This window comes from Leptospira barantonii, assembly GCF_002811925.1.
In the GTDB taxonomy this organism is placed as follows: Bacteria; Spirochaetota; Leptospiria; order Leptospirales; family Leptospiraceae; genus Leptospira; species Leptospira barantonii.
This window is the reverse complement of sequence record NZ_NPDS01000004.1, coordinates 107,610-122,051: the sequence shown is the minus strand read 5'-3', so window position 1 is coordinate 122,051 and position 14,442 is coordinate 107,610. Positions and strand designations below refer to the sequence as shown.

The 14,442-nt window shown below is 42.6% G+C and carries 11 protein-coding genes; 4 read left to right on the top strand and 7 right to left on the bottom strand.

The window, feature by feature from the left end:
* Positions 1-79 precede the first annotated feature (79 nt).
* Together CH367_RS10735 and CH367_RS10730 are read left to right on the top strand one after the other, a co-directional pair.
* A complete protein-coding gene (locus CH367_RS10735) occupies positions 80-1,180 on the top strand; it encodes a helix-turn-helix domain-containing protein (RefSeq protein WP_100762502.1) in 1,101 nt (366 codons plus the stop codon).
* 103 nt (positions 1,181-1,283) lie between these two features.
* Positions 1,284-2,024, top strand: coding sequence for a TetR/AcrR family transcriptional regulator (locus CH367_RS10730; RefSeq protein ID WP_100762501.1), 741 nt, complete (start codon positions 1,284-1,286; stop codon positions 2,022-2,024).
* A 648-nt stretch (positions 2,025-2,672) separates the two neighbouring features.
* On the opposite strand, the gene CH367_RS10725 is transcribed toward CH367_RS10730, so the two are convergent.
* From CH367_RS10725 to CH367_RS10700, 6 genes are all read right to left on the bottom strand, one after another.
* Positions 2,673-3,074, bottom strand: a complete 402-nt coding sequence (locus CH367_RS10725; protein WP_100762500.1) for a hypothetical protein — start codon at positions 3,072-3,074, stop codon at positions 2,673-2,675.
* A gap of 125 nt (positions 3,075-3,199) precedes the next feature.
* The gene (locus CH367_RS10720; RefSeq protein WP_100762702.1) at positions 3,200-4,918 is read right to left on the bottom strand and encodes an EAL domain-containing protein; all 1,719 of its coding nucleotides are present in this window, start codon (positions 4,916-4,918) and stop codon (positions 3,200-3,202) included.
* Between the two features lie 343 nt (positions 4,919-5,261).
* Positions 5,262-6,809 (bottom strand): sensor domain-containing diguanylate cyclase, encoded by a 1,548-nt coding sequence (locus CH367_RS10715; RefSeq protein WP_100762701.1) that lies wholly within the window; start codon positions 6,807-6,809, stop codon positions 5,262-5,264.
* Positions 6,810-7,236: 427 nt separating this feature from the next.
* The gene (locus tag CH367_RS10710; RefSeq protein ID WP_100762499.1) at positions 7,237-8,811 is read right to left on the bottom strand and encodes a sensor domain-containing diguanylate cyclase; all 1,575 of its coding nucleotides are present in this window, start codon (positions 8,809-8,811) and stop codon (positions 7,237-7,239) included.
* A 570-nt stretch (positions 8,812-9,381) separates the two neighbouring features.
* Entirely contained in the window at positions 9,382-10,080 is a 699-nt protein-coding gene (locus CH367_RS10705) for a FecR family protein (RefSeq protein ID WP_100762498.1), read from the bottom strand.
* A gap of 138 nt (positions 10,081-10,218) precedes the next feature.
* A complete protein-coding gene (locus tag CH367_RS10700; RefSeq protein WP_100762497.1) occupies positions 10,219-11,325 on the bottom strand; it encodes a helix-turn-helix domain-containing protein in 1,107 nt (368 codons plus the stop codon).
* Positions 11,326-11,466: 141 nt separating this feature from the next.
* Here CH367_RS10700 and CH367_RS10695 point away from each other — a divergent pair, with 141 nt between their 5' ends.
* Both CH367_RS10695 and CH367_RS10690 read left to right on the top strand, forming a co-directional pair.
* Positions 11,467-13,212 (top strand): C45 family peptidase, encoded by a 1,746-nt coding sequence (locus tag CH367_RS10695; protein ID WP_244284553.1) that lies wholly within the window; start codon positions 11,467-11,469, stop codon positions 13,210-13,212.
* A 14-nt stretch (positions 13,213-13,226) separates the two neighbouring features.
* Positions 13,227-13,610: a nuclear transport factor 2 family protein gene (locus CH367_RS10690; protein WP_100762496.1), complete on the top strand. Its 384-nt coding sequence runs from the start codon at positions 13,227-13,229 to the stop codon at positions 13,608-13,610.
* A 4-nt stretch (positions 13,611-13,614) separates the two neighbouring features.
* Here the strand turns inward: CH367_RS10690 and CH367_RS10685 are convergent, their stop codons facing one another.
* A complete protein-coding gene (locus CH367_RS10685; RefSeq protein WP_100762495.1) occupies positions 13,615-14,319 on the bottom strand; it encodes a Crp/Fnr family transcriptional regulator in 705 nt (234 codons plus the stop codon).
* Positions 14,320-14,442: the final 123 nt, after the last annotated feature.

Here is a 14,442-nt window from a genome sequence, read left to right as displayed (position 1 = left end):
AACGAACGGAACCGAATCGGAGGTTCCCGAATTGAAAATATAAAATTCGAACCAAACAAAATTAGAGAGCTAGTCGTTTATGAATACACTCATTCAAAATTTTTTAGTCCGCTTAGACGTTTCAAAAATCCGATCGAATTTCGAAGACAGAGCCTTCTATAAATCAAAGATACAAAAACTGATCGAAAGAAATCTCTTTTCCGCATTCGTTCTATTCTTCGGTTTATATTTAGCGATTTGGAATATTACGGTTCCCGAAATCACAGGTTTCGGAGACTTATCCAAACTGAAACTACTCTCTCTGATTTCCGCGTCCGCGGTATATTCCTGTCTTTTACTCAGACTCGTAGTCCACACGATTCTCGGCCTCCCGGTAAGTTGCAGATCCATCCTAAGGAACGCGGCCCTATCGATCGGAATCTCCTTCGCTTTTTTAATGTATTTCGAAAGTTCCATTCAAATGGTCATTACGGGAGAATTGTTGTGTTTCGGAATCTGCGGATTTACCGCCTTGGAAACCGGTTATTTGATCCGTTTTCGTAAGCTCAAAAAGGAATACTATTATCTTTTGCCGATCCTGATCGGAGTCGAAATCGCGATCGTGGGCGATCTCCTGGGAATCACTTTTTACAATTCCTATTGGAACAGTATTTCATACTATACTTATATATTTTTCATATTCGTTCTTTATCTGATCAAAAGAAGAATGAAAATCGAAAACGTAATCGAATCGGTTCAACCGGATCAAAGTTCGAGAACACAAATCAAGCCGGGATTTGAGAATCAAGCGGATATCGAAACGAACGAGTCTCGCTTCGAGGAAAAAAATCTTCTAAAGGAAGACGACTTAAAACGCGCGGAAGAAAGAATCGAGGGATTTATTCGCGAAAAATTATATGCGGACGACAGCATTCGATTGATCGATCTCTCCGCGTATTTAGGAATCAGCTTACATCAGGCTTCTTTTTATCTAAACAATCACATGAACACCGGGTTTTCAGACTTCATCAACCGAAACAGGATGAACGACGCACACAGGCTACTCGTTGAAAAACAAAATATGAATTTGTTGGATATCGCGTTCGAGTGCGGATTCAATTCTTACACATCCTTTCACAGAGCTTGTAAAAAATGGACCGGGAATTCCCCGAAAGGACTTAGAAAAAAAGCGCTTCTATAATTAGTCCTTTGCAAAAACTCTGTTTAAGATTCGCGGTAAATACCGGAGAATTGTTTAGATTCGACGTCCAATCTTAGGAGAGGACGTGCGAAATCCTCTGAATATGATCGAAAGAATTCTTGAAAAAACGTTACACTTGTTTCTTTCATCCGGTTTTTCTAAAACGAACACGGATGAAATCGCCAAGAACATAGGGATCAGCAAACGAACCCTATACCGTTATTACGACGCGAAAGACAAGCTGATAGACGCCGTATTCGCCTTCTTACGCGAAAAAGTGACAAAACAACACGAAGCGATCATCAAAGACCCCTCCAAAAGCCCGAGCCAGAAACTACGCGAAATTCTACTGATCATTTCCGAGCTGGGCGCAAAGATGGGAAAGACGTTTGCAAAAGACATCCAAAACGTGCGCCCCGATCTCTACGCTACGATGAGCGCGTATCGAAGACATAGAATCGGACGATTGGCCGATGTGGTCAAAGAGGGCCAGGCTACGGGAGAATTTAGAAAGGAAATCGACGCGGAACTGACGATCGACGTGCTGATCGCGGCCTTGGACGGAATTATTAATCCGACATATCTGATCGAATCCACGTTTTCGGTTTCAACCGCGTTCGAAACGGTCTTTAATCTATTCTTACAAGGAATCGAAAACGGGAAATCGAATTTACTCGAAACCAAAAAGAAGATCCCCGATTTCGAATCGGATCCGGATTCTTCCCTTCTCTTATTCCAAATTCTAAACTTCGACGATCTTACAAACGACTCAACGGATTTTTCTTCGACAATTCAAAGCCTTGAAGACAAAAAAAAATCTACCTGGCTAATGAATGCAAACTAGCCAAATAGATTCAGTGCTTTGTTTATGGAGATATAGGAGCTTAATCGACTGTTCGTTATTCGCTTAAAGCGAAACGTCTATGTTTATGAGTATATTAGAATTTTCTTTTTGGATCTCCCCTAATTATAAACTGAATTCAAGAACGTAAGAACGCGTTTGAATCGGAATTCGGATCCGAAAATCGACTTCGCAAAATAAATAATTTCTGAATCTATATTCTATTCTTTTTACAAATCAAGACGGGAAACTATCTGTGAAATGATCATTCAATTTTTCTTTTGTTAAACGACAAAGTGAATCATAAAAGAAGAATGTTTTGAAAGTATCCGGTGAGTGAAAGACACAGAATCCGTATCAATGCGATCCAAGCGCGTAGAAAAAATACGATAAGCTCTGCGAAACGAAAACACCGGAAAGTGAGACTTTGTTGATTTGAAATAAGAAACAGAAAGATGGACAGAGGCGCGGATGAAAAGAGATTCTAAAATTATCTATCTGGCTCGTTATTTCGAACAGAACCAGATAGATGAGTGCAATAGAGTGAGTTCCCTTCTACACTGATCATAATAACTTATATCAAAGAAGTTATCTCTTCAATATATAAGATGAATAAAATAAAATAGAATTCTTTTTTGAATTTCAAAAGAATCAAAGACCGAATTCTTGAATCAAAGAATCCAACTCCAGAGCTCTTCTAAGATCGTCAAAACCCAATACCGGATCGACTTCCTTGAGCTTATTGTAGTTCATAACCCAATTGTAGACTTTCATATCTTCGGTCATGATAAAATACCGATTGAATTTTTCGGAAATCGTATGCAGAATTCCCGTAAAAGCGCGTATAAATTCCGAATTGAGATTGGCGACTCTTCGAATATCCAAGACCAACATTCCTTCCATCTCGTGAAAAATGGAACTCAACTTGGCGGGGATTCCCTTCAAGGTTTCGTGATTCACCACACCCGTAAATTCTATCACTATAAGTTTATAACGGACCGTATTGATTTGCATTTCCTTCAATTCGTATCCGATCGTAATGGTCTGATTCATTGCAACTCCCGAAACATGGACGATTCTTTCCTCTCGACCCAAGCGAAAAGAATCTCTTTGTGTTATAGGAAGTGTAACAAATTACTTGGCAAAAAGCCTTTCAGCTTATAGCCTGAGGGAAAGATTCATACAAGATCCAGAATAGAATCGGCAAATGCGATCTCTTCCGCAGGCTCCATCAAATAATAACCCTGTGAATAGTCGATGTTAAGCGACATCACAGCGGCTAATTCTTCCTCGTTCGATACGAATTCCGCGACCACTTGCGCGCCGAGTGCATGGGCCATTTCCGTAATCGCGGAAGCCAATCGATACGAGGTTCGATTTTCATGAATTCCTTGAATGAACTTTCCGTCGATTTTGATAAAGTTCGGTTGAATTTCGATCAACCTTTCGAAGTTGGACTGCTCCACTCCGAAGTCGTCGATCGCGATCTTACAACCGATTTCCTTCAATTCCTGAAGGGATCGAGTGGAATTGGAAGCACCGTTCCAACGATCATTCTCCAGTATCTCGAAGATCACCCGATCGGAAGAAATTCCGTAATGAAGAAGTCGATTCATCACCCAAAGCGGAAAACCCTTTTTTTCCAGATCCGATTCGGTGATATTGATGGAGAAAGAATAATCCGGATGTTTGGAAAAATAACGAAACGTTTTTTCGACCATCAAGGGAGTAAGAAGGCGAATCAACCCGGTCGACTTTGCGATCGGGATAAAAATCCCGGGGTTGTAGATCTGAGTCCCTTCCATGATTCTCGCCAAACATTCGTATTTCGTAATTTTCTTAAGTTTGTTGTCGTAGATTCCCTGGAAGTAAGGAATGACGTTCCCGGCGGTAAGAGCCTCGTTGAATTTTTTTCCCAACTTCAGATTCGCGTAGATCCGATCCACCTTATTGGTCGTTTCCGAATAGGAAATGTATTCCGCGGACGAATCGTTTCCAGCCGTCATCATAGCCAATCTCGCCTTGTCGTAAACGTCGGATTGATCCGATGAAACTCCGATCGAAATCTTAACTTGAAAGGAAATCCCGTCCACTTCGATACATTCGGAACGTAGAAAAATCCGAAATGCGCTCAATAAAGAATAGAATTTATCCTCGTCGATCTTCGTAAGTACCGCGACCATATTGTCGTATATATGAAAGATTTCTCCGCTATGACCTACGAAAGAATTCAACAAGGAGAGGAATTCGCTTAACATTTTCCTATACGTCTCGATTCCGAAATTTTCCGCGATCGATCCGAAAGATTCGATTCTGATAAGAGCCATAGACGAAGACTCGTTTTCCACCAGTCTACGATCGATTCTTCGTTTTAAATTTTCGAAATTCGGAAACAAAGTTTCACGGTTGAATAGATACGTCTCTTCCAACTTGGAGCTGAGTTCCAAAACCTTGCAGTTTTGAAAATACGCTTTTACTGCCTCGGTTATCGTGAGAATCAAATCGTCCCGATCCCAGGGTTTGGCAAGATATCGATACAGATTCGCGTTGTTGAGTGCGTTCCCCAAGGCTTTGGCGGAAGCGTAACCGGTAAGCATAACCTTATACGTCTGCGGATATTTTTGATGAATTTGAACCAGAAGTTCGTCCCCGTTGATACCTCGTAAGAGTTGGTCGCAGATGACCAAAGGAACGTCGACCTGAGCTTGTTTATAATGTTCTAATATTTTAAGCGCGATCTCTCCGCTTTCCGCGACTTCGATTTCGTATTGATTCCCAAAGGCGGCTTCGATCGCATACTTAACGCTCGCTAGAATGACGATCTCGTCATCGACCACCAAAATTACGGGTCTGATATTCAAATTTGAATTTTGAACTTTCTGATGTTTTTCTGTCATTTTCATAGATTTATGTTTTAAATTTTGTTCCCTTTGCAATCAGGACTCTATAGTTCCGACATTGAAACCGAAGAAGAATTTTATGAATCATTCTTCCGTGATCCTTACGAATTGTCGGGACTGATTTCGCATTTTTATACGAAGCGGAACTTTCAATCAACTAACATTGATTTTAGAACTTTCTTTTTTAAACGTACACGCGCGGATAACGTGAATGATTTTTAATTTGGTGTTTTAAACAAAAGAGATAAAGTGAAGTTTAATTCTCTGCGGAGTTATAACATGAAGAGAACCCGTTTTGGTATAAATCGGGGTTGGAGTGAATTCAATATTTTGAATATGATTAAATTTTGGATTCCGAATTGGAAAACACTTTCGGATCAAAAACACAAACTCGATTTCTTCCGGCGCCCTTTGCTCGATACAAGGCTTGATCCGCGTCGGCAAACGATTCTTCCAAGTTTTGTTTTCCCTGAGAAATTCCTATACTCAATGTAACCGCGCTTCCGTCTTCCAGATGGACCTGGGTTTCCACTTCCTTACGAAGATTTTCCGCGATATTTTCAGAATCCTTCTGATTTGCTCCGAATAGGAAGACGGCGAATTCTTCCCCGCCCCATCGACAAACCGCGTCGCTCTGACGAATGGAATGACTGAGAACCTGCGCGACCTTCACCAAGGTTTTATCGCCGGTCTCGTGTCCGAACTTGTCGTTGACCTGTTTGAAATGATCGATGTCGATCATGAGGATCGTCCAATCCTTTCCGTGTCGGTTTCCGATGGCGAGCGACTTCTGAGTCAATTTTAGAAATCCTCTGCGATTCCAAATTCCGGTCAACGGATCCGTATGAATCAAAGTGGAAACCTGATTCATGGAGGATCTCAGCTTGATATAAAGAATCAAAACGATGGAAAACGTAAGTACGAGCGCCCAAAAAGGAAGAAGATTCTTTATTATAAAAACAACATATTCAATAATTTTAATTTCGTGCACGAGCCAGATTTCGCCGCTTTTGATCTCGAATCCGATCCAAAAACTTCCCTGGTCTATGAAAAAAGATTCCTTGGGGGTCATAACCGCGGACGCAACGGACGGAGAAAGCCTGTCGTCCAGATTGAAAGCGCTCGATTTCGCGACGATCTTTCCGTTTTCGTCGATGAGCATACTCTCGCCGATACAATCTCCGCTATCCAAAATTCTCCGCATCGCGTCGAGACCGATGTCGATCGATGCGACACCGATGAACTTTCCCTTTACGTAAACGGGTTCCGATACGGTAATCATCAATCCTTTGCCGGCAAGGTCTTCGTATAAATCCGTGATGATTTGTCTGCCGGTAGGATTCGCCTCAGGGTTGGCCTGAGTCCAAAACGGGCCCGTGTAAAGTTCTTCCGTGAAATAATAATTTTCGTCTTTGAACTTGGGGGTGATGTACAGAAATTTTTGTTTCGATAGATAGTAAGCCCAGACGACTTCGCTTTGTTTTTCGGTCAAGGATTCGAACTGACCTCTTAAACTCAGAGCTGCTTCGATTTCCTTCAAAAGAGAAGTATTAATCTCCGAGATTGAACCGACGGCGGTAAGAGTTCCCGCATCCGCGCCTTCAATATGTTCGCGACTGATATGAGGAATGCCGAATCGATTTAGATTCGGATAACCTTTGAGTTCTTTCAAAAGACCTTTGTTCGCAGGAGTATCTTCGTTGAAAGTCACGTAGTCGGCGATCGAAAGACCGAGCGCTCTCGTTTGTGAACCGACTCTTCGAATATAATCGTTCATCATACGAGATCTCATACCGACGATACGATCGATTTCCCTTTCCATTCTCAAATTTTCATAGATAAGAAAGAAAATCATCAAAACAAGAATCGCCCCCAAAAGAGAAAACATGATTCTTTTTTTAACTCTTACGTTTTCAACTTGTATGCCAATATGAGCTTTCAACTGCAATGAATTCACCTCGAAACGAGATCTATAAAAACGATCTAAATGAATGATGATACGTTTCGATTGAAAAAGAAATCGAAATTCTTTTCGATGAATTCTCAAAATAAAATATGAGAACTATCCTCTAAAAATGCGTAGAATGTGGATCTTTTAATGTACGGATTGAAGAAGAACGAAGAAAAGAAACCTATATTTGACAAAAACAAGATCTTTCGCTTATCAAAAGATTCAAATGATATGATGATTTGCTCATATTTTATCGATCGTATACTCGTCGCATAACGATAAGAATTTTTTAAAATCGAATCTGCAAGTATACGACTCTTTCTTTTACAAAGCTTAAATGATTTCAGTTTATAAATAGAAAAGATTAGGTGAGTATGTCTTCACCGATGTCGAATACACAAACTCGATTTCTCCCCAGGGTTTTCGCCTGATACAAGGCTTGGTCCGCGTGCGTGAATGCTCCTTCTAAACTGCTTCTCCCGCCTTGACCTTCCGAGATTCCTATGCTCAATGTGACGGACTTCCCGTCTTCCAAGAGAACCTTATTCTCCACTTCCTTGCGAAGATGTTCCGCAATGTTGATGGAATCTTCCGGATTGGCTCCGAATAAGAATACGGCGAATTCTTCTCCGCCCCAACGACATACCGCGTCTGTCTGACGGATACAGGTTCCGAGTATTTGCGCGACCTTTACTAAAATTCTATCCCCTTCGTCGTGACCGAATTGATCGTTGACTTGTTTGAAATGATCGATGTCGATCATCAGGACCGTCCAAGATTGTCCGTGACGATTGCTGATCGCAAGGGATCTCTGCGTCAGTTTTAAAAATCCGCGACGGTTTGCGATTCCGGTCAACGGATCCGTGTGGATCAACTTGGAAACGTGTTCCATCGATGCCCTTAGCTTTATGTACAGTATGAGTACGATCCCAAGCGCACATACAAGTCCCCAAAAAGGAAGAAGATTGGTTACGATCGAAACGACAAATTGAATCGCGGAGATTCTATGCACCAAACGGATCTCGTCTTTTTTGATCTCGAATACGATCCAGTAAAATCCGCCTTGTAAGAAGAATCTTTCCAATGGGCCGCTCGGAACCGGAAGTGTGGAATTGTTTAGATCGATCGGAGGGGTTTTCGCGATCACCTTTCGATTTTCATCCACGAGGTTGCTTTCTCCGATACAAACACCCACTCCTAAAATTCTTCGCATCGCGTCCAGGCCGATGTCGATCGAAGCAACCCCGATGAACTTATCCCTATAATAAACGGGTTCCGATACGGTAATCATCAACCCCTGCCCGCCTATATCGTCGTATAGTTCCGTAATGATCTGTTTCCGATCCGGATTTTTTTCCGGACTTGCGTCGACCCAAAACGGTCTTTTGTAAAGACCTTCGTTGAACACGTCCCGATAGACTTTCGACTTAGGAGCCACATACAAAAATTTCTGGGCGGAAAGATAATAAGCCCATACGACCTCGCTTTGTTTTTCAACAAGTGTATCAAACTGACCGCTCAAACTCAAGGCGGCCTCGACTTCTCTAAGATAAAACGGAGTGATCTGCGTCGAATCGAGGGAAGGTGTGGAAGATTCCGCGGGAGAAAATTCCTTTTTTCTGGGATTCTGATTGGTAATCCCGAACAATTTCAGGCTTGAATAATTCCTAAACTTCCGTAAAACTTTCGAGCTCGGAACGGAATCCTCGTAATAAACCATCGAGTCGCTGATGGATAAACCCAAGGCTCTGGTTTGATTGCTTACCCTGCGAATGTAATCCTGCGCGATCTTTGCTCTCATCCAAACGACACGATGAATTTCACTCTGCATCTTTTGCGCTTCGTAAACAAACGTGCCAATGATTAAGATTGGTATGATCGCCAATACCGTGAGAATGGTTCTTCTTTGAATCCTTGCTTCGCTTTGATATACGTTCATCGAATCTGACTTGCCTTTTTCAAGTGCAGAATTGTACACAATTTGATTCCACGCAATTGTTTATTGTTTTCTAATACGATACAATTATACGTTTCTATATTTCGATAATTTTTAGAGTTCGTTGTTTAAACCTGAAAGAGCCAAGATGATAAAATGAAGATTTCGACAATCGCTTTTATACCTCAAGGATTTGTAAGATCAGGAACAAAGTTCGTGTTATCTGTTTACCAAAAGCGAATAAAAAAGCCGAATACCACTTAGAAAGATTTCATTTCAGGAACTTGAAACGCAATTTAGACACAAATTCTCAATTTGTAAATCTTCGAATCGGATCCAAATTTTTTACGAAATCAAATTATAAAAAGAATAAGATAATCAAAGAATCTAACGTCGATTTGTTGATTGCACGAGGGGAAAGTTTTACGCGGAAAGGAAGGTTTCGTGGTTTTTGTATTGAGAATCGGCCGACGTCGGATTCGAAAAGCCCACTAAACTCCATTCTCCCCAAAGACGCCGAGGACCGAAATTTACGATCGACTCGACGCTTTAGAATATTCTATTTTTTGAATGTTATGGAGAAGCCAGTTTCTTTTGAGCCAAAGCAAAAATCACTTGGAATTGTTCCGGAGTCATTTTGTTCAGCTGGCCCACAGGAGAGTTTTCGATTTCACTGTGGTTATGAACGTAAGGCACATTCGATTTTTGTAAATCGTCCGGAGTGATATAAATCGTCTTATCCCCTTTCGTTACGGCAAGATAATCTGATTCGTTGATTTTTTTGACGTGGCTCTGCGCGTTTTCCAGCTCCACCTTTCCCTCACAATGACAGATGAAGGTCATATCCCCATAAACCGAAGTATAAAACTTGGTTCCGCGTACGCCCGCAGTATTGGTCGGAGTATGAAGACTCATCTTCTCGCCCTTGAGAAGTTTGTTCGTTAAGATCCAAGAACTTCCCTTGTTTTGATAGAATGATTTTTCGTCCGGCTCTTCCTTTACTTGAAAACGGGAATCGGATTGGATTTCGATCACGTAAGAATTCTCCCCAAAAGAAAGAGACACAACGGACTTCGATCCGGTTACGATCGTGTCTCCGTTTTGAATTTCCTGAGAAACATTCGCCTTGATCTTTTGATCCCCTCTTTCCACCGTAACGTCGCCTTTGATAAAGGTAATCGCACCTTTCGTCGAATCGGTTTTGTTTTTGCCGCAATCATACACCGATAAGACCGCGCAAACGACAACGATCACCGCCGATATTCTTTTCATAAATTCTCCACTATCCTTATTCGGACTTCGAATCGAACTCCATAAGATGCGTTTGGATTCCGAAAAGGCAAACGAAATATTTCGGATTCGTTTTGCGAAAGGTAGAATTACTTACCGATTTATAGAAACGTCGAACTTCTACTTGGATGTAGAATGATTTTTACGATAGAGTGCGGGAGAAAGTCCGGTGACTTTTGCGAACTGAGAATTGAACGCCGACTTGGAGTTGAATCCTACTTCGTAACCTATGTCCAAAACTCCTTTGTCCGGTTCGGAGATCAATCGTTTGCAGGCTTCTTGAACCCGATAATGATTTACCAATTCGTAAAAACTCATCTTTTGAACCTCGTTGAGATAACGAGACGTTTGATGTAGACTTAAACCGAGCCCGGCGGCGAGGTCCACCAGACGCAATTCCCCGTCCCGATAAAAGGCCCGTTTTTCCATCATGTCCTTCAATCGGAGATCGGCCCTTTCGATCTCTTCGCTTAACAAAATCGTATTTTGATATTTCGAGTTCCGTATGGCGACCGTCATCTCGTTGAAAAATCCGGGATGATTCTCCCTCAATACGAACATCAACAAAATCACGAGGACGATACATGACGCACCGGTTTTGAAAAGAATCTCGTTTTTGATAAAGAATGCGGAACCGATCAAAACGTTCGCGAGAACCGGAAGCAAAAGAATGGCCCATACGAGTTTTAATTCGTAGATCTCGTATTTCCGGGAAATGTGCAGATAAACCCTTAGGCAAAGAATGGAATATAAGGAAACTTGAATACAAGTGGCCAATGTGGCGACGTGAATTTTATCCCATTGAAACCGAGTGGAACTTTGTAGTATAGATTCCCGCAGAACGTTCGGTTCTTGCAGATAATATAGAATTTCGAATGCCGCAAAAAACAAAGCCGGAACAAAATGAAACCAATATTCGGAAACGATTTCACGGAACCCGGTCTTTTCCTCGGAGATTTTTTGCAGATAGGACTTTACGTAAACGTATACGAGCGGACCGACCAAGGTGATACATGCGAATAATAGAAAAAACGAATACGGAGTTTCCGCGAAACCGGGTTCAAAATACCAAGCGTATCGAAGAAGAATACTTCCGGTGATACATAGAATTACGATGAGGGTTGTGTTGATCCGAGTTTTTTTGATCCATTCTAAGACGGAATAGAAGAACGCGTTGGCCGCGCCGAAATAGATAAAATACGTCAGACTCGAATTCAAATAGTCCATCTCGTTTTCAACTCCGTTCTTTACGTTCCTTCTTACATTCGGATCGATCCGTTCGAATTTTAAGTCCTATCCGATCGGATCGCACGGCCCGACCGATCGGGCGGGTCGACTTGGATTTCATTTCGGTTTATTATTTTCGATATGAAACGTCAAACACATCCGCTTGCGATATTACAATTGAAAGGAACCCAGGAAGAAATGGGACGTCAATTCGGCGAGATCATGCAGAACATCGGTCAATACGATCCGATCTTCGATTTTTATCCGGTTATGGCCCGCAACTTACTTTTAGGAAGTCTTCCTCGGAATCGTCGCAACTTTCTTGCAAAAGGATTCTTATCCATGTATCTCAAATTCTCTCAGAATCAAATGAGAAAACATAGACCCGATGAATTTTCCAAACGGACGATCGCGGCTCTGGAAGCCGCGGGCAAAACTTCCAAAATCGAAAAGGATCTTTTTACGATGGATGCGTTTCAAAACTCCGTCGGTCTCTTAGGTTTGATTCAAATGTTACCCGAGCTCGCACATATCGGAGAGTTCGGCAAAACCCAACTGGTTCCGGCTTGTACAAGCGCGGCGGTTTGGGGAAATCACAGCGAAGACGGTATGTTATACCACGCGCGCAACTTCGATTTTCCGGGAGTGGACGTTTGGGATCTAAGACCCATCGTTGTTTTTTGTACACCAACTCAAGGTCTTCGTTACGGTTATATCACTTGCAGAGGAGCGGACGCACCGGGCATCACCGCGTTTAACGAAGCGGGTTTGACGTTATCGTTTCATACCCGTTTTCACAAAAAAATCGGCTCCAAAGGTTTGGGAGTGATCGACTTCGGACATAAAATTATTTCCGAAGCGCATAACATCGCTCAGGCGGTCGAAATCGCGCAAAAACATAAGATCAACTCCACTTGGGGAGCGATCGTTACGAGCTGTAAGGAAAAAGGTTCGAAGGCCGCGGTAATCGAAACCAATTTCGGAGACGTGGACGTGACGTATTCTCAACCGGGCGGAGAATCTTTCGTGAATACGAATCACTATCTAAGTCCTCGTCTTCAAAACGGAGAAATTCTCGCCTCCCCCGTTTTTAACAATCACACCGTGGGAAGATACAAACGCGCTCACCAAATTCTCGCGGAGACAAGATCCAAAGGAACAAGCGTAAAAAATTTACAAGAATTGTTAAGCGACACGATCGATCCGAGTAGCGGAGAATCGAGAATCATGGGTTCCACGATTCGTCAGATCACATCCGTAAAATCCGTCGTGATGAGTCCGGAAGCCGGTAAGTTATACGTTTCCATCGGAGTAGCGCCGACCGGAGACGGGCCTTATTTGGAAATCCCGATTTCTTGGGAAAAAAACCCAGGTTATAAGATCGTAGGCCCGAATGAAATTTCGAATTCGAAAAACAAAACCGGAAAGAAAAAAACTACGACATCCGAAACCGCGATTGAATATTATAAAAACGCAATGTTGATCAACGACGACCCGAAGCTGGGAGGCGTAAACGAAATCTTTTCCGAATTGGGCAAGGCGAAAAAGATTTCCTCGAAGGATCCGTCGATTTCGTTTTTACAAGCGATTCTCAAACTGGAAACGGGAGAATGGAAAGAGGCGATCCGTCTTCTGGAAGAGTCGGCTTCTTTCGAATCGGGTTCGTTTAGAAAAAATCAAGCCAATCTATGGCTCGCTCGAACTCATTCCGCGATCGGGTTGAAAAAATCCGCGAATCACTACTATCAAAAAGTATTGAACGGACCTAACACAAGGGACGAACTCGTATGGAAACAAAAAGCTATTTCGGATAACGGTTCTTATTCGAAACGGAAATTAAAACAGATTTCCCCGAACTTTTTACTGGTGGACGTAAACGAACTCTAAGAAACAATCAGCGTATGAATCTAAAAGATGCCGAGGACTTTTGCATACGCTGGTTATCTTCCTGGACGGGAAATCAACCGGACCGACTGATTCAATTTTATTCGGACGACGCATTCTATTCGGATCCGACCGCACGAAAAGGATTCCAGGGTAAGAATAAAATTCTTTCGTATTTTAAGATTCTTCTGCGTAACAATCCGAACTGGGTTTGGACGCACGACGAGATCATTCCGAACGAAAAAGGTTTTGTTCTGAAGTGGAAGGCCAAAATTCCCGTAAAAGGAAACGAGATGGTCGAATACGGAATGGATATCGTGGAAGTCACGAACGACCAAATCGTCCGAAACGAAGTCTACTTCGATACGAGAAAGTTGATGGAGAATATTCGTAATTCTTGATATTCTAATTTGATTCTTCGGAAAAGGATAAAAGCGCGCTCGGATTCAGAATCGCGATTCCTTTTTTGGAACTTTCGATAAGCCCCTCTTTTTTTAAACTTCGAAGCTCGCGGACGACCACTTCCCGAACCGTTCCGATGGAATCCGCGAGTTCCTGCTGGGATAACTTCACGGATAAATACGGAGGAGTTTCGCTACTCATGGCGTTTAAAAGAAGATGACGCGCCAATCTCTGACGAACTCCGGTAAACGCGATTCCATACACTTCACGCAAGGCCGCGTAAACCCTTTTAGCGCATTCTTCCGCAAAGGCCCAAGCGAGTTCGGGGGATTTTTTTCCGAAGTATCTGAGATCGTCGAAAGAGATCGCCAATACCTCCGATTCGCTCAACGCCTGCACAAAGGTCTCCTCCGGTTCTCCGAGTTTTGTTCCCACCGCGAGTGCGCCCACGATTCCCATCATTTCTCCACGTTTCGCATAACGCACCGTGGTTTGTCTGCCCGAAGGAGAAAAAAGATACATTCTGAAAATACCGGACAACACCAATCCCGCATAACGTGTTTCGTTCGGACCGCCTCGTTGGATCATCTGTCCTTCGGAAAACTTTACGATTTGCCCCTTCTCCAATAAGGGCACATACGACTCTTTTTTTAAAGGGGAGAATATGCTGAGCTCGACCGCCCTCGCGATTTCGTCCGTCAGTTTCATCCCGCCTCCCGAAGAATCCGATCCGTATTTTTTAATCCGAACTGGAACAAAAGTTCCAGGAGATTCGGATCCTGCAAGGTATGCTAAAGCGAATTCGTACCGAGTCAAGAGATTCAGGACGAA